This window comes from Pseudoxanthobacter sp. M-2, from assembly GCF_046156265.1.
In the GTDB taxonomy this organism is placed as follows: Bacteria; Pseudomonadota; Alphaproteobacteria; order Rhizobiales; family Segnochrobactraceae; genus CAMDHY01.
On the sequence record NZ_JAWDIR010000048.1, the window covers coordinates 41387 to 64678 of the forward strand.

General features: G+C 69.8%; 22 protein-coding genes and 1 tRNA gene. 10 read left to right on the forward strand and 13 right to left on the reverse strand.

Features of this window, described 5'->3' with window-relative positions:
* Nucleotides 1–198: 198 nt before the first annotated feature.
* The 4 genes from RUR49_RS25370 to RUR49_RS25385 form a co-directional block, all read right to left on the reverse strand.
* A complete protein-coding gene (locus RUR49_RS25370; protein ID WP_409149410.1) occupies nucleotides 199–1203 on the reverse strand; it encodes a zinc-dependent alcohol dehydrogenase family protein in 1005 nt (334 codons plus the stop codon).
* A 157-nt stretch (nucleotides 1204–1360) separates the two neighbouring features.
* Entirely contained in the window at nucleotides 1361–2614 is a 1254-nt protein-coding gene (locus RUR49_RS25375; protein WP_409149412.1) for a DUF5996 family protein, read from the reverse strand.
* A 92-nt stretch (nucleotides 2615–2706) separates the two neighbouring features.
* Complete coding sequence (locus RUR49_RS25380) at nucleotides 2707–3642, reverse strand: pirin family protein (protein WP_409149414.1); 936 nt, start codon at nucleotides 3640–3642, stop codon at nucleotides 2707–2709.
* A gap of 269 nt (nucleotides 3643–3911) precedes the next feature.
* On the reverse strand, nucleotides 3912–4805 hold the full coding sequence (locus tag RUR49_RS25385; RefSeq protein ID WP_409149416.1) for a LysR family transcriptional regulator: 894 nt from the start codon (nucleotides 4803–4805) through the stop codon (nucleotides 3912–3914).
* Nucleotides 4806–4957: 152 nt separating this feature from the next.
* Between RUR49_RS25385 and RUR49_RS25390 the strand changes: the two genes are divergently transcribed.
* Complete coding sequence (locus RUR49_RS25390; RefSeq protein WP_409149418.1) at nucleotides 4958–5611, forward strand: hydrolase; 654 nt, start codon at nucleotides 4958–4960, stop codon at nucleotides 5609–5611.
* Nucleotides 5612–5827: 216 nt separating this feature from the next.
* On the opposite strand, the gene RUR49_RS25395 is transcribed toward RUR49_RS25390, so the two are convergent.
* Nucleotides 5828–5903: transfer RNA gene (locus RUR49_RS25395), tRNA-Glu, on the reverse strand.
* 554 nt (nucleotides 5904–6457) lie between these two features.
* Here RUR49_RS25395 and RUR49_RS25400 point away from each other — a divergent pair.
* The 4 genes from RUR49_RS25400 to RUR49_RS25415 all read left to right on the forward strand — a co-directional run bounded on the left by RUR49_RS25400 (nucleotide 6458) and on the right by RUR49_RS25415 (nucleotide 9461).
* Nucleotides 6458–7675 carry a PQQ-dependent sugar dehydrogenase gene (locus RUR49_RS25400; protein ID WP_409149673.1) on the forward strand — a complete coding sequence of 406 codons (1218 nt, stop codon included), beginning with the start codon at nucleotides 6458–6460 and terminating at the stop codon, nucleotides 7673–7675.
* Nucleotides 7676–7800: 125 nt separating this feature from the next.
* Entirely contained in the window at nucleotides 7801–8148 is a 348-nt protein-coding gene (locus RUR49_RS25405) for a c-type cytochrome (protein ID WP_409149420.1), read from the forward strand.
* A 184-nt stretch (nucleotides 8149–8332) separates the two neighbouring features.
* A complete protein-coding gene (locus tag RUR49_RS25410; protein ID WP_409149422.1) occupies nucleotides 8333–8497 on the forward strand; it encodes a DUF3563 family protein in 165 nt (54 codons plus the stop codon).
* A 184-nt stretch (nucleotides 8498–8681) separates the two neighbouring features.
* Entirely contained in the window at nucleotides 8682–9461 is a 780-nt protein-coding gene (locus RUR49_RS25415; RefSeq protein ID WP_409149675.1) for an SDR family oxidoreductase, read from the forward strand.
* Between the two features lie 31 nt (nucleotides 9462–9492).
* Here RUR49_RS25415 and RUR49_RS25420 read toward each other — a convergent pair whose 3' ends face one another.
* From RUR49_RS25420 to RUR49_RS25435, 4 genes are all read right to left on the reverse strand, one after another.
* Nucleotides 9493–10707 carry an adenylate/guanylate cyclase domain-containing protein gene (locus RUR49_RS25420; protein ID WP_409149423.1) on the reverse strand — a complete coding sequence of 405 codons (1215 nt, stop codon included), beginning with the start codon at nucleotides 10705–10707 and terminating at the stop codon, nucleotides 9493–9495.
* A 105-nt stretch (nucleotides 10708–10812) separates the two neighbouring features.
* Complete coding sequence (locus RUR49_RS25425; RefSeq protein ID WP_409149425.1) at nucleotides 10813–11337, reverse strand: RES family NAD+ phosphorylase; 525 nt, start codon at nucleotides 11335–11337, stop codon at nucleotides 10813–10815.
* Complete coding sequence (locus RUR49_RS25430; RefSeq protein ID WP_409149677.1) at nucleotides 11334–11726, reverse strand: antitoxin Xre/MbcA/ParS toxin-binding domain-containing protein; 393 nt, start codon at nucleotides 11724–11726, stop codon at nucleotides 11334–11336. Before RUR49_RS25430 ends, RUR49_RS25425 begins: the two co-directional genes overlap by 4 nt.
* 136 nt (nucleotides 11727–11862) lie before the next feature.
* On the reverse strand, nucleotides 11863–12516 hold the full coding sequence (locus tag RUR49_RS25435; protein ID WP_409149427.1) for an HAD family hydrolase: 654 nt from the start codon (nucleotides 12514–12516) through the stop codon (nucleotides 11863–11865).
* Between the two features lie 230 nt (nucleotides 12517–12746).
* Here RUR49_RS25435 and RUR49_RS25440 point away from each other — a divergent pair, with 230 nt between their 5' ends.
* On the forward strand, nucleotides 12747–13673 hold the full coding sequence (locus RUR49_RS25440) for a 3-keto-5-aminohexanoate cleavage protein (protein WP_409149429.1): 927 nt from the start codon (nucleotides 12747–12749) through the stop codon (nucleotides 13671–13673).
* Between the two features lie 419 nt (nucleotides 13674–14092).
* Here the strand turns inward: RUR49_RS25440 and RUR49_RS25445 are convergent, their stop codons facing one another.
* A complete protein-coding gene (locus RUR49_RS25445) occupies nucleotides 14093–16219 on the reverse strand; it encodes a molybdopterin cofactor-binding domain-containing protein (protein ID WP_409149431.1) in 2127 nt (708 codons plus the stop codon).
* Nucleotides 16216–16707: a (2Fe-2S)-binding protein gene (locus tag RUR49_RS25450; RefSeq protein ID WP_409149433.1), complete on the reverse strand. Its 492-nt coding sequence runs from the start codon at nucleotides 16705–16707 to the stop codon at nucleotides 16216–16218. Before RUR49_RS25450 ends, RUR49_RS25445 begins: the two co-directional genes overlap by 4 nt.
* Before the next feature lie 215 nt (nucleotides 16708–16922).
* On the opposite strand from RUR49_RS25450, the gene RUR49_RS25455 reads away from it, so the two are divergent.
* The 4 genes from RUR49_RS25455 to secD all read left to right on the forward strand — a co-directional run bounded on the left by RUR49_RS25455 (nucleotide 16923) and on the right by secD (nucleotide 20852).
* Nucleotides 16923–17321: a hypothetical protein gene (locus RUR49_RS25455; protein ID WP_409149435.1), complete on the forward strand. Its 399-nt coding sequence runs from the start codon at nucleotides 16923–16925 to the stop codon at nucleotides 17319–17321.
* A 25-nt stretch (nucleotides 17322–17346) separates the two neighbouring features.
* Nucleotides 17347–17676, forward strand: coding sequence for an SH3 domain-containing protein (locus RUR49_RS25460; RefSeq protein ID WP_409149437.1), 330 nt, complete (start codon nucleotides 17347–17349; stop codon nucleotides 17674–17676).
* Between the two features lie 86 nt (nucleotides 17677–17762).
* Nucleotides 17763–18182 (forward strand): hypothetical protein, encoded by a 420-nt coding sequence (locus RUR49_RS25465; protein ID WP_409149439.1) that lies wholly within the window; start codon nucleotides 17763–17765, stop codon nucleotides 18180–18182.
* Nucleotides 18183–18284: 102 nt separating this feature from the next.
* On the forward strand, nucleotides 18285–20852 hold the full coding sequence (gene secD, locus RUR49_RS25470; protein ID WP_409149441.1) for a protein translocase subunit SecD: 2568 nt from the start codon (nucleotides 18285–18287) through the stop codon (nucleotides 20850–20852).
* Between the two features lie 75 nt (nucleotides 20853–20927).
* On the opposite strand, the gene RUR49_RS25475 is transcribed toward secD, so the two are convergent.
* Together RUR49_RS25475 and RUR49_RS25480 are read right to left on the reverse strand one after the other, a co-directional pair.
* A complete protein-coding gene (locus tag RUR49_RS25475) occupies nucleotides 20928–21947 on the reverse strand; it encodes an HAD family hydrolase (protein WP_409149443.1) in 1020 nt (339 codons plus the stop codon).
* Between the two features lie 134 nt (nucleotides 21948–22081).
* Entirely contained in the window at nucleotides 22082–23071 is a 990-nt protein-coding gene (locus RUR49_RS25480) for a LysR family transcriptional regulator (RefSeq protein ID WP_409149445.1), read from the reverse strand.
* Nucleotides 23072–23292: the final 221 nt, after the last annotated feature.

Here is a 23292-nt window from a genome sequence, read left to right on the forward strand (position 1 = left end):
CCGGCCGACGTCGGCGCGGCGGGCGCGAAAAGGTCGAGCCTCCGACGCAAGGCCCGCTCGTCGGAGGGCTCGTAGACCACCATGATTACGCGCTCCGCACCCGACGAACTTGCCGGCCAACAGATGGCGACATGATCGGCGAAGGCACGCGCGAGACGCTCGATCTCGCGCCACAGCGCTGCTGTCGAGGTCCACCCCCTATCGCTGCGCGGGAAGCTCGACGGTCTGGCCCACGACGTCGATCGCCACCTTGCCGCGAAGCCCGCGCGAGCTTCCGCCTTCGAGCAATTCATGGGCTTCGCCAATGCGAGCCAGAGGAAGCACCGCACCGATCACGGGCTTGATCAGCCCACGCTCGACAAGGTTCGTCAGCGCGGTGAGCTTTCCTCGGTTCTGCCGGGTGAAGACGAAATGGTAGGCGGCGTTCTTGCCCCACGCGTCGATTAGGTTCTGCGGCTGCGCGATGTCGACGATGCTGACCAACCGTCCCGCATCCGCGAGGGCGAGGGCGCTTCGCGCGAGGGTATCGCCGCCGATGGTGTCGAAGACGACGTTCACCCCTTGGCCCTGCGTCAGGTCCGCGACGGCTCCAACATAGTCATCGGAGGTGTAGTCGATCACCTCGTCCGCTCCGAGGGATCGCACGAATTCATCGTTGCTGCGACGCGCCGTCGTGATGACGCGTGCGCCCATCGCCTTGGCCAGTTGGATCGCCACCGTTCCCACACCGCCGGCACCACCGTGGATCAGGATCGTCTCGTGCACGCCGAGTTCTGCGCGCGTCACCAGAGCCTCCCACACCGTTCCTCCCACCAACGTCAGACTGGCGGCCTCGAGATGGCCGATGTTGCGCGGCTTTCGGGCGACCAGGTCGACGTCCGCGACATGGTGCTCGGCGTAGGAACCCGGGCCGCCGAAGATCTTCGGCGTGTAGTATACCTCGTCACCGATGTCGAATTCGCTGACAGAGGCCCCCGTCTCCTCGACGACGCCGGAAACATCGTGGCCGATGATGGCGGGGAGCGGGACGAGGTCGGGATAGTCGCCGCGCCGGATCTGGTAATCCAGCGGATTGATGGCCGTGGCGTGAACGCGCACCCGGACCTGCCGGGGGCCGACTTCTCCCACCGGAACATCGCGCTCCTGGAAGGCTTCAATCCCGCCGAATGTCTCGAGGACGATCGCCTTCATGGTGTCGGTCATGACCTTGCCTTTGCTTCGATGCCCGTCAGCGGCAGCGGCAGCGGCTTCATGCGCGCGTGACCGCGGGGCTGTCGTCCCGCTCCGCGCGACGTCCTCGGCAACCGCGTGCTTGCCGATCAGGATGCCGAGGATCGACTTGCGATCCGCAGCCTCGCTCTCACGAGCGATGCAGCACGTCCTGCCATTCCGGATGGCGGCCGATCTGCGCTTTCGCGAACGGGCACAAGGGGATGATGGCGACACCGCCCCGCCGCGCATCCTCGATCGCCTGTCGTACCAGCCGCTCGCCGACCTTGCGGCCACGCAGGGCGGCCGGCACCTCGGTGTGGTCGATGATGATCAGGCCCTCGCCGGCCCGGCTGTAGGTCATTTCCGCCTCGACGCCATCGACGATCAGCCGGTAGCGCCCCTTCGATGGGCCATCTTCCCGCTCGACGGTCACGTCTCCCACCGAGGCCGCGCTCCCTGCCTGCGCCGCGTCGGACGGGCGGACCTGGCGGGGCCGGCCGGGCGCGCATTCCAGAAGGTCGCGGTCCCATCCGCCCAGATCGGCTGCCGCCTCGTAGGTCGACACGAGGAAGGCCATCAGGGCTTCGTCGGGATCGGCGGCCGACTGCACGGCATCGTAGGGCAGCATGAACTCGGACAGGCCTTCATGCCAGAACGCCGCGTCGGGCCGCACCGCCGCCGCCCGGTAGCCGTTCGGGGCGGGATAGGCGTAGGCGTAGAAGGCGGGATAGTCGATGCCGTTGCCGCCCGGCCAGAAGCCCGCGGAGGACACCTCGCGGTCGTAGGCCTCCCGTGCCACGTCGTCCGGCAAGGCGGGGATGCCTGCCGGATGAAGCGGAGCCCGTCTTCCCGAAAAGCGCGTGACGGCGAGGTCGAGAGCGCCCCAGAACAGATGGACGGGGCTGGACTTGCCGACAAAGGAGGTGCGGAAGCGGCTGAGGACCCTCTCGATCGCCACCAGCGCCTGATGATAGCGGTGCACGGCGTCACGGTCATAGGGCCGGTCGCGGTGATCTTCGGCGAAGGGGACCGGGTTGGGGACCTCGTTGGGTTGGCCGTTGAAGGTCGGCGTCCCGCCGAGCTCCGAGATCAACCGCACGAAGCGCGCGTGGAACGCCGCCACGGTCATCGGCTCGAGGGCGAAGGACGATGTGCGACCGTCACCGCAGGTGCCGACCACCCGGTGCTCGCGAAGATCGAACAGGATCTCGATGCCGGGGCCGTCGGGGATCGGCGAGGACGCCAAACCGATCGGCGTGACATAGAAGGTCGCGTTCCAGGAATGGTTCATCCACGGCGAGTGCGCCAGCCTGTACTTGCCAGCAATCTGAAGATAGAGATGCAGGGCGGAGAAGGTCTCGCGCCAGCTGAGATAATCGAGGTGAGGCCACCTGTTCGTCATCTTGAGATCTCCGCTGGATATGTTGTCCCCCGCGAAACCCGGACGTCAGGTCACGGCTCGGTGCAACCGGTCATCATTCCCGGCCGGCTGGCTCAATCCGGAAGCGGAATGTGCTCCGCCCGGTCGCCCTCCGGCAGGTCGAAGCGGCCGTTGCCCCAGTCCCCGGCGCGCCACTCGGCCTTGGCGGCCTCGATGCGCTCCTCGGACGAGGCGACGAAGTTCCACCAGATGTAGCGCGGTCCGCCGAGCGTCGCGCCGCCGAGGATCATCAGCCGCGCGCCCTGGGCCCCGGCCGCGACGGTGATCCTGTCCCGGGGACGGAAGACCATCATCCGGCCCGCCTCGAAATCCTGGCCGGCGATCGAGATCGAACCCTCGACGATGTAGATGCCCCGGTCTTCGTGATCGTCCGGCATCGGCAGCCGGCTGCCCGCCTCGAGCTTCACGTCCGCATAGAAGGTCTCCGAGAACATTCGTGCGGGCGCCACCATGCCGTAGGCGGTCCCGAGAATGAGCCGGACCGAGATGCCGCGATCCTCGAGCACAGGCAGCGTTTCCTTCGGGTGATGGTCGAAGGTGGGCGCCACATCTTCGTGTGTATCGGGCAGGGCCAGCCAGGTCTGGATCCCGAACAAGCCATTGGGACCGCTCCGGGCGGCCGCGGAGGTTCGCTCCGAGTGCGTCACGCCACGGCCAGCCACCATCCAGTTCAGCGCGCCGGGGCGAATGATCTGGTCGGCGCCGGTGCTGTCCCGGTGATGGAAGTCGCCCCGATAGAGGTAGGTGACGGTGGCGAGCCCGATATGCGGGTGCGGGCGGACATCGATGCCCTGCCCGGTGAGGAGTTCGGCCGGACCGGCCTGGTCGAAGAAGATGAACGGCCCGACCATCTGCCGCTTCGGCGCCGGCAAGGCTCGCCGGACCTCGAACCCGCCGAGGTCGCGGGCACGAGGCACGATGACGGTTTCGATCGAGTCGATGCCGACCTCGTCGGGGCAGCCAGGTTCAATTGCCGGGTTCCAGCTCATGCGCGTCTTCCTATCCAGAGCGTCCGGGCGGCCTCGCTTCAGCCGATGAGGCAACAAGATCCCGAGCGACGCTCACTGCCCGAAAAGGTTCGGGCGGTGCTGATCGGCTGAGGGGTGAAGTAACGAGCCGACATCTGCGCGGCTAGCTCCGAGCGACGTCACGCTGTGTCGCGCTTGGCGGAACGCCATGCGATGTCATCGAGCAAGGCTGCTCGGCGCGACACCAACGACGAGGGCTGCTTTCCGGCGCGACTCCGCCCAATCGTGCCCTACCGATCGAGACCCCAAAGCTGAGGATTGCGCTCGAAATGCTCGATCAGCATTTCGGTGAGGACGCGCAGTTTTCGCGACGGGTGCCGACCCGGCGGGCGAACGACATAAGCGCCCGCCGAGGGTGGCGGGTAGCGTGTCATGATCGGAACGAGCGCGCCGGACCTGACGTAGTCATAGGTGATGCAGTCGGGAAGCCAGGCGATGCCGAGTCCTGCTGCCGCAGCAGCAGCGAGCGCCGTGGCGTTGTCTGCCTTGAAGCGGCCTTGTGGCTGAACCGAGACGATCTTCTCCCCATCCATGAAAAGCCAGGTTTCGGTCCCCTGCATCAGTGACTGATGAGTGACGATCTCGTCCGGAGTCTCTGGAAAACCGTGAGCCTGAATGTAGTCGGGGCTCGCCACAAGCTTTCCATAGATTGGTCCAACACGCCTTGCGAGGAGGCTGGAGTCCTGGAGGTAACCGACCCTGAGGGCGCAATCGAACCCCTCCCCGACGAGGTCAACGATGCGGTCGCTGTAGGTGGAATGGATGTGGAGCTTGGGGTTACGGCGCGCCATTTCCGCGAGCACAGGGGCGAAGTGGGTCGGGCCGAAGGAATGCGGCAGCGCCACCCGGAAGTGGCCGCGGAGATCACCGGTGGGCAGGATCGTTTCCCTGGCCGCATCGATCTCGGCCCCAACTCTGGCTGCGTGGTCGCGAAACGTCAGCCCGGCTTCCGTCAGACCCGCACCGCGGGTGGTCCGTGCGACAAGCTGGACGCCGAGTTCCGCTTCAAGCCGGAAAAGCCGCCGGCTGACGATGGACTTTGAGACGCCGAGCCGTCGCGCAGCAGCCGAAACGCCCCCGGCATCTGCGACTTCCACGAACGTCTGCAGGTCGTCGAGGTCCATTCGGCGTTCCCCAATGCGCGACACAGTTTGACAGGATCGAAACCTATCACAGCATTCGCCGGAATGACAAAGTCCACGCCACGTCGCCAGCACCGCGTTCAATCGTGTCTGGCTAAACTCCGGCCTCACAGTGAACAGTTGGCAAATATATCATGACACATCGCAATGGTCTCGGCTCCCTTCTTCGCCCATCCGATTCTGTCCTTGTCCTGATCGACCACCAGCCCTACCAGCTGGCGAACCTGAACAGCCACGATCCGCATAGTGTGGTCAACAATTCGACAGCGCTGGCGAAGGCCGCGAAGGTCTTCGGCGTCCCCACCATCCTCACCACCGTGGTCGCGGATCGCGGCGGGCGGATCTTTCCGCAGATCACCGACGTCTTTCCGGGTCACGAGGTGATCGACCGGACCCTGATCAACACCTGGGAGGATCCGAAGGTGGTCGACGTGGTCAGGGCGACGGGTCGCAAGCAGCTGGTGCTGGCCGGCCTGTGGACCGAGGTCTGCGTGGCGATGCCGGCGATCCAGGCGGCCGGCGAGGGTTGGGACGTGACCGTCGTCACCGATGCGTCCGGAGCCGTTTCCACCGAGGCGCATCAAGTCGCCATTCAGCGCATGATCGCGGCCGGCGTGAACATGACCACCTGGATGGCGCTCGCCGCCGAATGGCAGCGCGACTGGGCTCGGGGCGAGACCGCCACCGCGTTGAACCAGGTCATCATCCAGCACGCCGCCGGCAGCGGCATCGCCTACCTGTGGGAGCAGCAACTCCTCAACACGCCGGTGGCGACCCAGGCGGGCTGACCGGGGCCCATGTGCGGAGGGCCACCATGACGACCGGTCGCGGGGCCCGACCCCAAGGAGGGGCGCGTGGCATCCGGTTGGAGACGACACAGTTCGAGGCTGAAGCGGAGGCCGATGAGCTGAAGGGCCGATGGTGGCTCCGATGCGTTCCGCCCTCGGATGTTCAACGAATAATGGACGGCCTGCAAAGCCACGCCATCAAGCGCTTGGAATGAATGGCGCTCCCTAGGGGACTCGAACCCCTGTTTTCGCCGTGAGAGGGCGACGTCCTAGACCGCTAGACGAAGGGAGCGCGGAGCCGCGCGAGGCGACTGGACGGGGGCTGTCTAGCCGTTCGGAAGCGCCAATGCAAGCGCCCGCGATCGGAACCAGACGGGTCGCTGCGCGCCAGGCGACGCCCGCGCGTCACCGCCCGTGCGGCGCCCCCCCCATCGCCGCGGGCAGCGCTGCGGCGCGGCCGCGGCTCTCACGTCCCGGCGCAACCAAAGCCACGGATTGGTCTCGTTGATCGGCCACGCGGTCGGCATGTCGACCGGCTTCGAACGATGAGTACAAGGTATCACCAGCGTATTTTTGTAAAACGGGATGACTCTTGCTTGATATCGACTCTCCGCTCGGGGACGAAACCTCTTGCCGCACTGCAAAACCTTCACGAAGCCACTTGTCTCACCAAGCATCTCGGCCCACACTTTTGGCGCGAGCCCGCGAAGAGGCTCGGTCGCACCGGCCGTCGCGCCGGTGCAGGGGAGGAGATCGACAATGTCTGCAACGCGCCTCGCGTGGGGAGTAGGGACCTCGAAGGTCGGCCCGTGGCTGGCGGGAGCGTGCGCGCTCGCCGTCGCCGCAATGCCCGCACTCGCCCAGGAACCCCCCGCCGTCACTCCGGACAACCTCGAAAAGCTCGGCAACTTCCAGGTCACCGGCACGCCCCTCGACATTCCGACGATCGACCAGGGGGGCGAGAAGGCGGCCCGGCTTCGCGACATCGCGGCGAAGATCAAGGTGCCCGACGGCTTCAAGGTCGAGCTGTTCGCCATCGTCCCCGACGCCCGCCAAATGGCGGTCGGCAACAATGTCGGCGTCGTCTTCGTCGGCACCCGCAAGACCAAGGCCTGGGCCGTCACCGACCGCGACGGCGACGGCGTTGCCGACGAGGTGAAGGAATTCGCCCCCTCCGTCGCCAAGAAGGTGCCGAACGGCGTCTGCTTCTCGAAGGACGGCTTCCTGTTCATCGCCGAGCACAACCGCGTGCTCGTCTATCCGGCCGCCGAGTTCTTCTACGAGACGCCGGACGTGGCGGTGTTCCCGGTGGGCGAGCAGCTCATTCCGACGAGCGAGGAGAGCTTCAACCACGGTGCCCGCGTCTGCGCCATCGGCCCGGACAACCGGCTCTACATCGCCCTCGGCCAGCCCTTCAACGTACCGCCACCGGAGAAGGCCGAGCTCTACGAGAAGGAAGGGATCGGCGGCATCATCTCGATGGGGCGTGACGGCACCGATCGCCAGGTCTACGCCCGCGGCATCCGCAACTCCGTCGGCATCGCCTTCAATCCGGCGAACGGCCAGTTGTGGTTCACCGACAACCAGGTCGACGGCATGGGCGACGACATCCCGCCCGGCGAGCTCAACCGTGCCACCGGCCCGGGCCAGCACTTCGGCTTTCCCTGGTATGGCGGCGGCAACACCCGCACCGTCGAATACAAGGATTCCGAGCCGCCGGCCGACGCGATCTTCCCGGAGGTCGAGATGGTGGCGCACGCCGCCGATCTCGGTCTCAGCTTCTATACGGGCGATGCGTTCCCGCAGAAATACCGCGGTGGCATCTTCTCCGCCCAGCACGGCTCGTGGAACCGCACCACGCCGGTCGGAGCCCGGGTGATGTTCACGCCGCTGAACGAAGACGGCTCGGCCGGCGAGGCGGAGGTGTTCGCGGAGGGCTGGCTCGACGAGAAGACCGGCCGCTATCTCGGCCGCCCGGTGGACGTGCAGCCCTATCTCGACGGCTCGCTGCTCGTCTCCGACGACCTCACCGGCGCGATCTGGCGCATCTCCTACGGCGACTGAGGCGCGAGGCCCGCGGCGTTCGCCGTCGCGGGCCTTCGCCTTCGTTGCCGGAGTGGCGCCCGTCCCTGCGTCTCTCGTGCCGCAGTCATCCGCCCAGTCGACCCGTGATCCTGTGGAAGCCGACCATGCCCCATCAGACCGCCCGGCGGCGTCACGCCGGCGCCGCGGCCCTCGTTTTCCTGGCCGGTCTCGCCGCGGCCGACGCCCGCGCGGACGCCGCCGCCGGCCGCGCCAAGGCAGACCAGATGTGCGCCACCTGCCACGGCTTCGATGGCGTCTCGCAGTTGCCGAACGCTCCCACCCTCGCCGGCCAGCCGGAGATCTACCTGCAGGAATCGCTCAACGCCTACCGCACCGGCCGTCGCCAGCACGAGATGATGACCGTGGTGGCGAAGGACCTCACCGACCAGGATGTCGCCAACCTCGCCACCTGGTACGCCTCGATCGGCTTCACGGTGTCGGTGCCGCCCTGAAGCGCCATCACATCGGCTTCGCCGAACCGACAGGGCACCGCTGCGCGGAGCCGCGTGCGCCGCAGCATCTCATATGCTGCATAGCAGCAATGCCCGCGGCGGGTTAGCTCACGCCGCGTGGTGGGACTATCTATCACTTCGGAAACGTCCGGCGGGCTCCCGTTCTTCAAGAGGAGCACCTCCGATGCTGAAGCCCTTCGCAAAGCGGATCTCCGCGGCCCTCAAGCGGGCGCGCGACTTCGATCCCGAGTATGACTACCTGAGCGAGGCGATGGACCTCGTCGACCTCGAGCGCCGCCAGCGCGAGATCGACCACGGCCTGTTCCGTCGCCGCCCGTTCTCGTTCTGATACCTCGCTAGGCCTGAAGCGCGACGTCGCCAGACGCGACGTCGCGAGTGCCCGACGATCGCCCGGCCCCGCCGGGCCAGGCGCCGGGGTTGCCGAACCGGCCTGCGCCGATCAAGGTGCCGCTGCCCGCCGCAACACGCGGACGGGCCGGTATCAGGCAGCGGGAGCGGACGGCATGGCGGCGATCGACCTCGGCATTGCGGGCCGCACGGCCTTGGTCTGCGGCGCCAGCAAGGGCCTCGGCCGCGCCTGCGCCGATTCCCTCGCCCAGGCCGGCGTGACGGTCACGATCGTTGCCCGCGGCGCCACGGCGCTCGAGGCCGCCGCCCGCGAGATCTCGGCCGCCACCGGCTCGACCGTCCACCCGGTCGCCGCCGACGTGACGACGGCCGGCGGCCGCGCCGCCGTGCTTGCCGCCTGCCCCTCCCCCGACATCCTCGTCACCAATGCCGGCGGCCCGCCGCCCGGCGACTTCCGCGACTGGGACGAGACGGCCTGGCACGCGGCGCTCGAGGCCAACATGGTGACGCCGATCATGCTGATCCGCGCCACCGTCGACGGCATGGCGCACCGCGGCTTCGGCCGCATCATCAACATCACGTCGGCCGCCGTGAAGGCACCGATCGACGTGCTCGGCCTCTCGAACGGCGCCCGCGCCGGCCTTACCGGCTTCGTCGCCGGCCTCGCCCGCCAGGTCGCCCGCGACGGCGTGACGATCAACAACCTGCTGCCCGGCCCGTTCGAGACCGACAGGCTGCGCACCACGGTCGAGGCGGCGGCCAGGCGCGAGGGCGTCGACACCGACGCGCTGATGGACCGCCGCCGCGGGGCGAACCCGACGCGGCGCTTCGGCCGGCCGGAGGAGTTCGGCATGATGTGCGCCTTCATCGCCAGCGCCCACGCCGGCTACATGACCGGCCAGAACATCCTCCTCGACGGCGGCTCCTACCCCGGAACGCTCTGACACCGTCCCAGCCGGTTGCCCCCGCCGGGCTTCAGGCGATCGCCGGGTCGAGGGTGAAGAGCTCCTGCGCCCGCCCGACGCCGCGCAGTGCGTAGCGCCCGACCGACACGAGCTGGCTGCGCTGCGGCTCGGGCGTCGCGTCGGCAAAGTCCGACGACATCACCACGAAACGGTCGACCGAGCGGCACATCGAGGCGATCCGCGCCACCTCGTTCACCGCCGGACCAACGACGGTGAAGTCGAGCCGCTCGCGGCTGCCGATATTGCCGTAGAGCACGTCGCCGACGTGCAGGCCGAGATAGACGCCCGTCACCGGCCGCCCCTCCGCCGCCCGCCGCTCGTTCAGGATGCCGAGGCGGTGGCGCAGCTTGCGCTCGGCCTTCAGCGCCGCCCGGCACGCCTCGGCGCGGTCGGCACCGGTGAAGACGGCGAGCGTGCCGTCGCCGATCAGCTTCAGCACGTCCCCGCCGGCATCGTGGACGGAGGTGATCACCGCCTCCGCATAGTCGTTGAGAAGCGGGATGATCTCGCCCGGTGCGGCGCTGTCGGTGATCGTCGTGAAACCGCGCAGGTCGGAGAACCACAGCACCGCGCCGAGCTTTTCGGCGACGCCGCGCGAGATGCGCCCCGACAGCACGCGCCGGCCTGCATCGCGGCCGAGATAGACCTCCACCAGCGTCGCCGCGACGCCGGCGAGCGCGCCGCATTTCATCGCGAGCGCCAGCGCCGGCAGCAATCGCCTCAGCGCCGCGAGGCCCTCATCGGAGAAGCCGTCCGGGCGCCGGGTGGCGATGTAGGAATAGACGCAGTCCATGCCGCCGATCGTGCCCCCGGCGGGGAACTTCGTGATGTGCGCCACGTGATCGTGGAAACCCTCGTCGCGCATCTCCTCGAGCAGCCGGTAGCCGCCGGTCTCGCCTCTGCCGAGCCGGTGCCGCACCTCGTCGATGCCGTCCTCGAGCATGCGGAAGAACACGCTGCTCTGCCAGTTGGCGGCCGCCTCGCCCTCGTCGGAGCTGCCGTACTCGACGACGGCGGGCTCCGTCAGGCCCTCCTCGCGCCAGCGGTAGGCGCGGCCCTCGTAGATCGGGTGCAGGGTGTCGATCAGCATGATGGTGCGACCGACGCCGAGCCCGGCCGCGGCGCAGCGCTCCGCGAAGCCCCGCACGAGGTCGGACGCGTCCGCCCCCGCCAACCCCTGGCCGATCACCCACGCCTCGATGTCGCGCACGTCCGCGTCGTTCACGCTCGCCTCGCCCGCATGCTCGCCTCGCTCGTCGTCAGCCATTGTCGCAGCAAACGCGGCGGCGGTGTGAAGAGACCCGCTGTCGCCAGACCGCCCCGTCGCCGGTCAGCCCGCCGGCCAGGAGGACTGGTCGATCGGCAGCCGGCCGGATGGGTCGAAGACGCTGACCTTGTGGGGTTGCGCGTCGCCCCAGTGCCAGAGGACCAGGTTGGCCGCGTCCGTCTTTGCCCCGACGGCGAAGGACGGCACGAGGATGCCCGCCGCTCCGGCTGCCATCAGGTCCGTCGCGACACGCCAGGAAGCGGGGGTCCGACCCTCCGCACGGTCGAGCGCCCACGGGCAGGCAAGATCGGCGAGCGTCACACCCGCGGCCAAGCGGCCGACCTCGCCGCGGAGATCGACGACGTCCTCGACGGCGACGTCGTAGGCGCAGACGGTGAGCGGCTCGAAGCGGTGGGGTAAGCCGTGGCCCATCTCGGCGAACATGCCGTCGACTGTCAGGGCGAGATAGAGCGCCGGCACGCCGGACGGATTGAAGCGCCCCCCACGCGCCGCGGCGACCTCACCCGAAATCGGCGAAAATGCCCAGCGCGGATCGTGGGCGCGGTAGCAGACGCCCTGCCACCTCAAGCAAACCCGCCGGTGGCGACGTGGTCGAGATAGTCGCGCACGGCGCCGGCCTTGCCATCCTTGACGAGGGATTCCGCCGTGCGGCCGCCGAAGGCGGGGATCGGCTCGCCGCGATACCAGGCGAGCGCCTGGCGTTCGCCGCCGGCCCACGCGGCGACGCGGGCGATGATCTCCAGCATTTCGGTCACCCGCGCCTGCGTCCGGCGCGCCTTGGCGCGCACCGCCCGGTAGACCGTTTCCGGCGCGACGCCGAGGGTCTCGGCGAGCTGTGCCTTCGACAGGCCGAGCCGGTCGGCAACCCTGTCGACCGAGATGTCGCCGTCTGCGTCGAAGAAACCGAGAACAAGGGCACCGCCGCGCCCGGCCGGCCGCGACGCGGCTGGGCGCACGGCGGGAATGCCGGTGACGGTACGGCGCCGGGCCACGGCCTTCGCTCCGCTGTCCGCCATCATGCCACTCCGTCTGCCCTCTAACTCCGGCACTAAATATGGCGATGACTGCGCAGGGTGTCCAGTCGGGCCGGCCTCACGACCGTTCGGCGAGGAACGCCCACAGCGCCTCGTCCTCGAAGTCGCGGATGGCGAAGGTGGCGCCGGCGGCCTTCAGGGGCTCGATCGCGCCGAGTCCGGCGATCGCCACAGTCGCCAGACCCGCCCCGGCGGCGGCGCGGATGCCGGGGACGGAATCCTCGAAGGCGATCGCCTCGGCCGCCGTCAGCCCGAACCGCGACAGTGCCTCGAGATAGGGGAAGGGATCGGGCTTCGGGTGCTTCACCGCGTCGCCGTGGATGACGAGTTCGAAGCGGCGGGCGATGCCGAGCGCCTCAGTCATGTGGGTGACGTTGTCGGCCGGCGCGTTGGAGACGATCGCGAGCCGAAGCGTCCGCGCCTCCGCCCAGTCGAGCAGCCGCGTCAGGCCGGCCGTCTCGGCGAGGTCGGAGGCCATGCGGCGGAACATCGCCTCCTTCTCGTCATTGAAGGCGCGCCGCGCCGCCGCGTCGGCGTCCGGCAACAGGGCGCGGGCGATCTCGTCATTGCTCTTGCCGGAGATCTTCGTGCGGAAATCCGCCTCCGACAGCGAGCCGCCACGGATCGAAAGCATGGCGTTGAAGGCGGCGAGGTGGACCGGATCGCTGTCGGTCATCGTCCCGTCGAGGTCGAACAGAAGGGCGCGCAGCATCGGCTTTGGGCTCCGTGAAGGGGCGCACCCAGGCGGCACGCGGGAGGCCGCGGCTGGAGGCGCGCCGGGCCAGCGGCCTGAATAGGCGCGGCCCGGCCGCCTCGCAAGCACCCCCGCCGCAGGTCTGCCGTGCGGGCTCTAGCCGCCACCGAGGCACAGGGATAACGCTGTCGGCCTAGCCCAGAGAGACACCCACCCGAGACGCCCACCAGAGCCCGAGGAAACAGAAAATGGCCCGCAAAGTCGTCATCACCTGCGCGGTGACGGGATCGATCCACACGCCGTCGATGTCGCCGCATCTGCCGGTGACGCCGCAGGAGATCGCGGAAGCCGCGATCGGCGCGGCCGAGGCGGGGGCGGCGATCGTGCACCTGCACGCCCGCGACCCGGAGACCGGGCTGCCCGACCAGACGCCGGCGCGTTTCGAGCCGTTCCTGAAGGTGATCAAGCAGCGCTCCGACTGCGTCGTGAACATCACGACCGGCGGCGCCGCGACGATGACCATCGAGGAGCGGCTCCGGCCCGTCGCCACCTTCAAGCCGGAGGTCGCCTCGCTCAACATGGGCTCGATGAACTTCGGCCTCTATCCGATGCTCGGTCGCTTCACCGAGTTCACCCATGCCTGGGAGCGGCCGTATCTGGAGAGTTCGCGCGACCGCATCTTCAAGAACACCTTCGCCGACATCGAGCACATCCTGGCGACCTGCGCCGAGAACGGCACCCGCTTTGAGATCGAGTGCTACGACATCGGCCACCTCTACACGCTCGCCCACTTCGTCGAGCGCGGCCTGGTCAAGCCGCCATTCTTCGTCCAGAGCGTCTTCGGCATCCTCGGCGGCATCGGCCCGCACCCCGAGGACGTCCTGCACATGAAGCGCACCGCCGACCGGCTGTTCGGCGACGCCTATCACTGGTCGGTGCTCGGCGCCGGCCGCCACCAGCTTGCGATCGCCGCCCAGGCGGCGGCGATGGGCGGCAACGTCCGCGTCGGGCTGGAGGATTCGCTCTGGATCGGCCCGGGCAAGCTCGCCACCTCGAACGCCGAGCAGGTCACCAAGGTCCGCCAGATCCTCGAAGGCCTCGGCCTCGAGATCGCCACGCCGGCGGATGCACGGTCGATCCTGGGGCTGAAGGGCGCGGACCGGGTCGGTTTCTGAGCCTGAGGACTTAGCGGAGCAGGCCGAACTCCCCCTTCTCCCGCGACAGCGGGAGAAGGTCCCGGCAGGGGGATGAGGGACGCGCGGGATGCGCGGAATGTGTCAGCGACGGCCGGCGTAATACTCGCGGCCCCCCCTCCGACCGGCTTCGCCGGCCACCTCCCCCGCGAGGGGGGAGGGTTCGCGTCGAGGTTTGGGTAACCCGCATGCCACAAAGCACAACGGAAACCCTCCCCCCTCGCGGGGGAGGGTAGGGAGGGGGGGGGCCCGCGGCACACCGTCTGCGGGATTAGCCGGACTGAGATCCGGACCGCCCCCGCCGCCGCGCGGCGGGCCCTCATCCGGCGCTGCGCGCCACCTTCTCCCCGCCTTCGGCCGGGAGAAGGGACTCGCCGCCGGCGCCCCTCAGACAGGCACCGCTAAGCCAGCAGCGCTTCCATCACTCGCTCGCGGGTGAGCGGCAGGTCGCGCAGCCGGACGCCCAGCGCGTGGGCGACGGCGTTGCCGATCGCCGCCGCCGTCGGGCCAGCCGTCGCCTCGCCGACGCCGAGGGATGGCGCCTGGCGGTCGTTGACGAGCTCGACGAAGATCTCCGGCATCTCGGTAAACCGCAGCACCGGGTAGCTGTCCCAGTCCCGCGAGGCGATGCCGGTGTCGGAGAAGCGCACCTGCTCTTTCAAAACCCAGCTCGCCGACTGCACGATGCCGCCCTCGAGCTGGTTGATCGCCCCGTCCGGATTGACGACGAGGCCGGTGTCGGTGGCGCACCAGATGCGCAGGACGCGGATCTCCTCCTCTACCTCCACCTCGGCCACGCAGGCCGTGTAGGCGGCGCTGTTCTTGTAGCGGGCGAAGCCGATGCCGCGGCCCGTGCCGGTGCCCGACGGCGCCGCCGGATCCCACGCCGCCATCGTCGCAGCGTGGCCGACGACCGCCTTCGCCCGCTCGTCGTCGAGGATCGACAGGCGGTAGGCGACCGGGTCGACGCCCGCCCGCTCGGCGAGTTCGTCGATCAGCGTCTCGATGGCGAAGATGTTCGGCATCGTGCCGAGGCCGCGCAGGGCCGACGTGCGCACCGGCGTCTCGGTGATGAGGTGGTGGACGACGCGCTTCTGCGGGATGGCATAGAGCGGCGAGCCGTTGCGGGTGCCGCCACCACCGGCCGATTCCGGCAGGTCGCCGGGAGCGGGCGCCGGCGGCGGGTTCGGCAGCGCCTCGGCGGCGAGCAGGTTGCCGCCCGAGCGCCCAGGCCGCGACGAGTGCCGGCCGCTCCAGATCTCGGTGGTCCAGTCGACCGGCTTGCCGTCGTCGCCGACGATCGCCTTGACGTTCACCACCATCGACGGGCTGACAGGCTCGAAGCCGAACTCCTCCTCGCGGCGCCAGCGCACCCGGATCGGCTTGCCCGGCATCAGCGTCGCGATCGCCGCCGCGTCGCCCGCGACGTCGTCGGCGCCGTTGTGTCCGTAGCAGCCGGCCCCCTGCACGTGTCGCACCGTCACCGCAGACGGATCGAGCTTGAGCATTCCGGCGATCGCGGCGCGCAGCGGGAAGACGCCCTGCGAGTGCGACCACACCTCGAGCTTGCCGTCCTGGAACGACGCCAGCGCACAGGACGGCGCGATCGAGGCGTGCGCGAGGTGTGCGCGCGAAATGCGCGCCTCGACGCGCTGTCCACTCGTCGCGGCCGACGCCTCGGCCTCCGGCGCGCCGTAGGCGTTGTCGACCGTCGGCTGCTGCAGCACCCACTTCGCGTCTTCGGCCTGCGGCGAGATCGGCTCGACACCGTCCCACGTCACGTGCGTCTCGGCGGCGAGGCCGGCGCGCTCGACCGCCATCTCGTCGGCGCCGACGAGGGCGACGAAATCACCGGAGCGAACGATCTCGATCTCGCCCTTCGCCGCCCGGCGGAGCGCCGCTTCGTCGATCGCTGCGATCGTCGCGCCGCGGCAGGGCTGGCGCACGACGCGGGCGTGCAGCATTCCGGGAAGGACCACGTCGTGGATGAACACCGCCTCGCCGAACAGCTTGCCGGGCAAGTCGACGCGCGGCAGGCTCTTGCCGACGAGGCTGTAGGCCCCGGCCTGCTTGGCAGCGACACCGCCGACCGCGTCGCGGGCGAGATCGACGTCGCCAGCGAGCGCCCAGTAGTCGAGCCCGCTCGCAGCGCCGTCCTTCAGGATCGTGCCGTCGGACACCGACAGCGCCGCTGCGTCGCAGCCGAGACGCTCCGCGGCCACGGCGAGGAAGGCGGCCCGCACCTCGGCGCAGGCCGCGCGCAGTGCACCACCACCCATCGCCACCGACAGGCTGCCGGCGGTGATGCCTTCGTTGGCCGTCGCCGAGGTGTCGCCGGACTGCAGACGGATGCGCGACGGCGCGACGTCGAGTTCCTCGGCGGCGATCTGCAGGAGCGCCGTCAGCGCCCCCTGGCCGATCTCGACGCGGCCCGTCTTCACGGCGACGACGCCGGGGGCCGGGAAGCCGACCCAGCGGTCGAGGCGCGGGTTGTCGGCGAGCATCGCCGGAAGCGCGGGGGCGTTCATCGGGCGGTCTCCCCGCGCAGCACGGCGGCCGCCTTCTCGACGGCGCGGACCATGCGCTGGTGGGCGCCGCAGCGGCAGATGTTCTGGTCGAGCGCCTCGGCGATCTCGCGGCGCGTCGGCGACGGGTTGCGGTCGAGCAGCGCCTTGGCGGCCACCAGGATGCCCGACAGGCAGTAGCCGCACTGGCCGGCCTGCTCGTCGAGGAAGGCCTGCTGCAGCGGGTGCGGCGCCTCCGGCGTGCCGAGGCCCTCGACCGTCGTCACCGCCTTGCCGGCGACCGACCACATCGGCTTAGCGCAGGCCTTCTCGAGCGCGCCGTCGATCAGCACCATGCAGCAGCCGCACTGCTCGAGGCCGCAGCCGAAGCGCGAACCCTTGAGGTCGAGGCTGTTGCGAAGCACGTCGAGAAGCGGCGTCTCCTCGTCGACGGACACCGTCGCCGGCCGGCCGTTGACGGTGAATTCGATGGCGGTGGCTGTCGTCGTCACGCTCGGTCCGTCCTCCCGCACCGGCCTCGTCCGGGCCGTGAGCGGCAGACTAATCGGTTCGTGCAAACGATTGAATAGAAGATTTCCGGGCTGCGGCGCGGCCGCGGTGACGGGCCGGCCCGCCCGCCACATCTCGGGTCGATTGACGGCAGGCGCCAGCGGCGCAACCATCGCGCCGGGCCGGGGAGCCGCCCTCGCATCGCCGGAGCCACGACGTGCACCAAGTTCGACGCCTCAACCTGCCGATCGCCGCGGCCCTGCTCATGACGATCGGCGCGACGCCCCTCGCGGCGCAGGGAGCGTTGCCCGTCGACATGCAGGGCACGTGGGCCTGGGACGACGAGGCCTGCGCCGAGCGTGTCAGCGACGGTCGCGTCGCTGTCTCATCGCTGATCGTCGAGTTCTACGCCTCCGCCTACGCCCTCGACGATCCGAAGCCCGCCGAGGGTGATCGCTGGGTCTCGTCCGCCACCGTCCACGTCGAGGGCGAGCCGGCGCCCGAGGCGGGCACCATCGCGCTGCGCCTCGTCGGCCGCGACGAACTCGAGATCCGCACCGGCGACGAGGCCCCGTCGATCTACGTGCGCTGCGCCGACGACCTGCCGGTGCGCTGAGGTCACGTTTCGGAAGTTGTCGGCGATGTCCTCGAACCTGACCACCCGCCTCACCGTCGTCGTGCTGCTCGCCACCGGTCTCGTCGCGCCTGCCGTTTCGCCGGCGCAGGCCACGGCGTTCTGCGAGGTGGTCGACACGCCGGATGGCTTCGTCGCCTTGCGCGAGGCGCCGGACGCGGACGCCGCGATCGTCGAGCGGATGCACGCCGGCGACGAGGTGATGCTACTGCCCGAGAAAACCGGCACCTGGGTGCATGTGCGCTTCTGGCGCGCCGGCGAGCGGCTGCAGGACGGCGGCTTCGAGCGTTACCGGGTGGGGTGGGTGAACGAACGCCTGATCGACCTGTGCGGCTGACCACCCGGGCGACGGTCTCCGCGTTCCTCGCCTAGACCGCGCCGTGTTTGGCCGCTACGGCTCTTGGCGAAGACGAAGGACAATCCGTGCGGCAGGTCACCGACCGGCATAACAGAGAGCATGCAGACGGACGGCCCGGCGCCTGGCGGCGCGGCTGGCCGGTCCTGCTTGCACTGTTCCTGCTCGTCACCGGTGGCGGGCTGAGCGGACCGGGCGGCCTCGTCCAGGCGCTGCGCGGCGTCCCCCACGCCGGCGCCGGTGCAGGGTCTGCCGATACCCGCGACCCGGCATTGCTTCGCAGCGGCGGCCGTCAGGCCGTCCTCGCCCAGCGCTCGGCCGATCCCGCTGCCGCACCGGCGCCGCTCGAGCCGGCACTTGCGCCCGAGCCTGCCTCCGGCCGGCTGGCCGACGGTCGTTCCGTGGCGACTGGCGCGCCCCGCGTCGCCGGCACGCCCGGCAGCCCAGCTCACAGCTACCAGGCCCGCGCGCCTCCGGCGACGGCCTGATCCACGGCCGCCCCGCGGCCGACCTTTCCCGAGAACACGTCCTTCCGCCCGGCCGCGCGGCCTCGTCGCGCCGGCCGCGAGCCGCATTTCCGGAACAGCCCCATGCGAACCTCCCGCTGGCTGGTCGCGACCTATGTCGCCATCATCCTGTTCGGCGTCTTCACCGCACTGCCGAACGTCCTGCCGCAATCCGTCCTCGACCGCCTGCCCGCCTGGGCGAACCATCAGGTCTCGCTCGGCCTTGACCTCCGCGGCGGCTCGCACCTCGTCCTCGAGGTCGATTCCGCCGCCCTCGTCGACGAGCGCCTGCAGACGCTGTCGCGCGACGCCCGCCGCACCCTGCGCGACGCCGGCGTCGACACGAGCTCGATCCGCCGCCAGGGCGACGAGATCACCATTGCGCTCGCCAATCCCGCCGACGCCAGCCGCGCCAACGAGGCGATCCGCGGCCTCGCCAACACGGTCGGCAGCTTCGGCCTCGGCGCCGGTGCCTCCGACCTCGCGATCTCCGACAGCGGCGGCACGCTGACAGTTCGCCTCACCGAGCAGGGCATCCGCGACCGCATCGACGCCGCCGTCCAGCAGAGCCTCGAGATCGTCCGCCGCCGCATCGACCAGGTCGGCGTCGCCGAGCCGACGATCCAGCGCGTCGGCGCCGATCGCATCCTGGTGCAGCTGCCGGGCGTGCAGGACCCCGAGCGCATCCGCGAGCTCCTCGGCTCCACCGCCAAGATGACGTTCCACATGCTCGCCGACGTGGCGATCGGAGCCGCGCCGCCCCCCGGTGTAACTGTCATGGACGGCACCACCCCGGGCGAGACCTATCCGGTGGAGACGCGCGCGGCGCTCGCCGGCGACCACCTCACAGACGCCCGCGCCGGCTTCGACGGCCAGACCAACGAGCCGATCGTCTCCTTCCGCTTCGACAGCGTCGGCGCCCGCGAGTTCGGCGACATCACCCGCGCCAATGTCGGCCGGCCGTTCGCCATCGTCCTCGACGACAAGGTGCTGTCGGCCCCCGTCATCCGCGAGCCGATCACCGGGGGCTCCGGCCAGATCAGCGGCAACTTCACCGTCCAGGAGGCGTCCGATCTCGCAGCCCTCCTGCGCGCAGGCGCCCTGCCCGCCCCGCTCACCGTCATCGAGGAGCGCACCGTCGGCGCCGATCTCGGTGCCGATGCGATCGAGATGGGCGTCGCGACCGGCCTGATCGGCTTCGGGCTCGTCTTCGCCTTCATGATCGCGCTCTACGGGCGCTGGGGCCTGATCGCCAACTTCGCCCTCGCCCTCAACGTCATCCTTACGTTCGCGGCACTGTCGCTGCTCGGCGCGACACTGACGCTGCCCGGCATCGCCGGCATCGTGCTCGGCATCGGCCTCGCCGTCGACGCCAACGTGCTCATCAACGAGCGCATCCGCGAGGAAAGTCGCAAGGGCCTTGGCGCCTTTGCGGCGCTGGACGCCGGCTTCAAGCGGGCGTTCGCGACGATCGTCGATTCGAACGTCACGGCGCTGATCGCCACCGTGCTGCTGTTCATGTTCGGCACAGGCCCGGTGCGCGGCTTCGCCATCACCATGGGCCTCGGCATCGCCATCTCGATGTTCACCGCCGTCTCGGTGGTGCGCGTCATCATGACGGCGCTCGTTCGCCGCTTCCGCCTGAAGGTGCTGCGCATCGAGCCGCCGTTCGGCATCAAGCTGATCCCCGACGGCACCAGCATCCGCTTCATGCGCGGGCGCTTCATCGGCATCGGCGTGTCGATCGTGCTGTCGCTCGCCTCGGTCGGCCTGTTCTTCTATCCGGGCCTCAACTACGGCGTCGACTTCAAGGGCGGCATCCAGATGGAGGTCGTCACCGAGCAGCCGGCCGACCTCGCGGCCCTGCGCGCCGGCCTCGGCACCCTCGGCATCGGCGAGATCGCCCTGCAGGAGTTCGGCAACGACCACACCGTGCTGGTCCGCGCCGAGCGCCAGGCGGGGGGCGAGGCGGCGCAGAACACCGCCGTCTCGGAGATCCGCGCCAAGCTCGCCGAGGTGGCGCCCGGATCGTCGATCGAGCGCACTGAGGTGGTCGGCCCGAAGGTGTCGGGCGAACTCGCCACCGCCGGCGTGCTGGCCGTGACCCTCGCGAGCATCGCGATGCTGTTCTACATCTGGGCCCGCTTCGAGTGGCCGTTCGCCGTCGGCGCCATCGCCACGCTGATCCTCGACGTGACGAAGACGGTGGGCTTCTTCGCCCTCACCGGCATCGACTTCAACCTCACCGCCATCGCCGCGATCCTGACGCTGATCGGCTACTCGGTGAACGACAAGGTCGTCGTCTACGACCGCATGCGCGAGAACATGCGGCTCTACAAGCAGATGAGCCTGCGCGACATGATCGACCTGTCGATCAACCAGACGCTCGCCCGCTCGCTCTACACCTCGATCACCGCCTTCCTGGCGCTGTTGCCGATGGCGATCTGGGGTGGCAGCGCGGTCGAGAGCTTCGCGGTGCCGATGGTGTTCGGCATCGTCGTGGCGGCGTCCTCGTCGGTGTTCATCGCCGCGCCGATCCTGCTCTTCCTCGGCGACTGGCGGACGCGGCGGCGCGCCCGCATCGAGGCGGCGGCGCCTGCGACGACTGCCCCCGAGGCGGCGGCCTCCGGGACACCGGCAAAGGCGGCCTGAGCCGGTCCATCCAAACGACGACGGCGGCCCGGTCAGCGGGCCGCCGTCACCCTCTCGGACGATCCGTCTGCCCGGTCACTTCATCTCGAACGGATAGATCACCTTCCAGTCGGTCTTCATGTCGACCACCGTCCAGCCGCGCTCCGGCGCCTGTTTCAGCGCCTCCTGCAGATGGCCGATCACCGACGGGTTGTCGTAGGCCCACTCCCGCACCGCGTCGGTGTGGTGGACGATGAGGCCGAAGGCCGGCGCGGCCCGCATCGTCGTCCACTGCAGCATCTGAAGGTCGCCGTCGGAGTTGCCGGCAGCGAACACCGGCCGTCGGCCGATGACGCGCTGGATGGCGACCGCCTTGCCGGGTCCGTCGTCGACGAAGTCGACCTGCGGGAGCCGGATGATCGTCGGCGTCTCACCCTCGAGGCGAAACTCCGTCACCACGGTCGAACCGATCACCTGCTCGGGCGGAATGCCGTAGGTCGCCTCCGCGTAGGTGCGGATGAAGTCGAGGCCGCCGCCGGAGACGATGTAGGTCTTGAAGCCGTTCGCCCTGAGGTGGGCGAGCAACTCCAGCATCGGCTGGTAGATGAGCTCGTCGTAAGGCCTGTCGAAGCGCGGGTGGCGCGCCGTCGCCAGCCAGCGCCTCACCTCGCCCTGGAAATCCGCGACCGTCATTCCGGCATGAGTTGCGGCGAGGAGATCGACGAAGGCGTCCCCGCCGAGATTGGCGAGGGCGCTGCGATCGCCGGTGAGGATCGTCCTGAACGGCTCCTCGGTCGCCCACTCCGGGTGTTGCGGCGCCAGCGCGCGGACGCGGTCGAAGGCGAACTCGGCCTGGAAATAGACCGGCTGCTCCGACCACAGCGTCCCGTCGTTGTCGAAGGTGGCGATGCGCTCAGGGACCGGCACGAAGTCCGGCCCGCCCTCCCGCACCGCCTCGGCGACGAAGTTCAGGATAGCCGCCTTGGTGGTCCCCTCGTTCCAGGACGGGAGGGGATCGGGCTGCGGATCGGACTGCGCCAGCGCCGACAGTGGCGCGAACGAAAGGGCGACGAACAGACAGGCCGCCACCGTCCGGCGGGTGAAGTCGAGACACACCAGAAGCGCTCCCTCATGGATGGCCCAGCATCGGGCCGGCGTGCTTGCCGCGCAACTGCGCCGACAGGACTGCGCGGGGCGACTATGCGCGCGTTCCACCGCCGCCTGCCACCCGCGGCCGCTCGAGACGACCACTACCGGTCGTCGCCGGCGCCACGGTCGCGCACGGCAGCGCCCTCGATCAGCGGCCGGTGGCGGGCGATCTCCTCGGCGAGAAAGTCGAGCAGCGCCCTGACCCGCGCCGCCTTGCGCAGGTCGGGATGCGTCAACAGCCAGAGATCGGCCGAGAACCGCGGTTCCGGCGCCGCCAGCCGTACGAGGTCCGGCCTGACGTCGCCGACGAAGCACGGCAGGTGACCGATGCCGATGCCCGCCTCCACCGCTTCGGCGAGCGCCAGCACCGAGTTCGTCCGGTAGACGATGCGGCGTGGCGGCTCCGTCTCGGCCGGGAAGCGGGCGACCTTCATCGTCGAGAGATCGTCGCCGAGAGCGACCCACGGGCGGGCAGCGTCCATCGCCGCGTCGCCGTCCGACGTGTCCGCGGGCGCAGCGCCGCCGGCCGCGTCGCGCCGGCCGTAGAGTGCCCAGGCGATGCGGGCGACGCGGCGGCCGATCAGCGTCGGCGGCGGATCGTCGCCGGCCCGGATCGCCACGTCGGCATCGCGCTTCGACAGGTTGAGCGACTGGTTGGCGACGACGACGTCGAGCCGCACCTCCGGACACTGGGCGCGAAAGCGGGCGAACAACGGGGTCATCAGGTGAACGAGCAGCGAATCCGCCGTCGTTACCCGCACCTCCCCCGACGGTGTCGGCGCGCGTCCGGCCAGCCGGCGCGTCACCGCGGTGACGTCCTCGTCGAGACGGCGGGCGAGCGCCACCACCTCCTCGCCCGCCGGCGTTGCCGCATAGCCCTCGCGCCGCCGCTCGAACAGGGCAAGTCCCAGCGCCTGCTCGATGCGCCCGAGGCGCCGGAACACGGTCGAATGGTCGAGCCCGAGCCGACTGGCCGCCGCCGGCAGCGACCCGGCCTCCGCCACCGCCGCGACAACACGCAGATCGTCCCACGAGAGGGCGGAGAGGGAGGCTGCGAGGTCGGTCGCGGGTGCGGCGCTTGGCTCTGACATCGTCGTCAACCCATCCTCATCAACCCATCGGCGTCACCCCGGACGCGAAGCAACGCGGAGCGAGCCGGGGCCCAGCGGAAAACTAGTCGCGCGGAACGCGCGACGCTTGAGCCGCGCCTCCGGCGCGGAGTCTCTCGCTGGGTCCCGGATCGGCGCTCGGCTGCGCCTCGCTGGTCCGGGATGACGACGCAGGGCATTGCCTCCCCCCTGCGCATTCGCAC

Excerpts from the sequence above, each read along its gene's own strand:
- RUR49_RS25370 (WP_409149410.1), bottom strand. The coding sequence starts at position 1,203 with ATGACCGACACCATGAAGGCGATCGTCCTCGAGACATTCGGCGGGATT.
- RUR49_RS25375 (WP_409149412.1), bottom strand. The coding sequence starts at position 2,614 with ATGACGAACAGGTGGCCTCACCTCGATTATCTCAGCTGGCGCGAGACC.
- RUR49_RS25380 (WP_409149414.1), bottom strand. The coding sequence starts at position 3,642 with ATGAGCTGGAACCCGGCAATTGAACCTGGCTGCCCCGACGAGGTCGGC.
- RUR49_RS25385 (WP_409149416.1), bottom strand. The coding sequence starts at position 4,805 with ATGGACCTCGACGACCTGCAGACGTTCGTGGAAGTCGCAGATGCCGGG.
- RUR49_RS25390 (WP_409149418.1), top strand. The coding sequence starts at position 4,958 with ATGACACATCGCAATGGTCTCGGCTCCCTTCTTCGCCCATCCGATTCT.
- RUR49_RS25400 (WP_409149673.1), top strand. The coding sequence starts at position 6,458 with ATGCCCGCACTCGCCCAGGAACCCCCCGCCGTCACTCCGGACAACCTC.
- RUR49_RS25405 (WP_409149420.1), top strand. The coding sequence starts at position 7,801 with ATGCCCCATCAGACCGCCCGGCGGCGTCACGCCGGCGCCGCGGCCCTC.
- RUR49_RS25410 (WP_409149422.1), top strand. The coding sequence starts at position 8,333 with ATGCTGAAGCCCTTCGCAAAGCGGATCTCCGCGGCCCTCAAGCGGGCG.
- RUR49_RS25435 (WP_409149427.1), bottom strand. The coding sequence starts at position 12,516 with ATGCTGCGCGCCCTTCTGTTCGACCTCGACGGGACGATGACCGACAGC.
- RUR49_RS25440 (WP_409149429.1), top strand. The coding sequence starts at position 12,747 with ATGGCCCGCAAAGTCGTCATCACCTGCGCGGTGACGGGATCGATCCAC.
- RUR49_RS25445 (WP_409149431.1), bottom strand. The coding sequence starts at position 16,219 with ATGAACGCCCCCGCGCTTCCGGCGATGCTCGCCGACAACCCGCGCCTC.
- RUR49_RS25460 (WP_409149437.1), top strand. The coding sequence starts at position 17,347 with ATGTCCTCGAACCTGACCACCCGCCTCACCGTCGTCGTGCTGCTCGCC.
- secD (WP_409149441.1), top strand. The coding sequence starts at position 18,285 with ATGCGAACCTCCCGCTGGCTGGTCGCGACCTATGTCGCCATCATCCTG.
- RUR49_RS25480 (WP_409149445.1), bottom strand. The coding sequence starts at position 23,071 with ATGTCAGAGCCAAGCGCCGCACCCGCGACCGACCTCGCAGCCTCCCTC.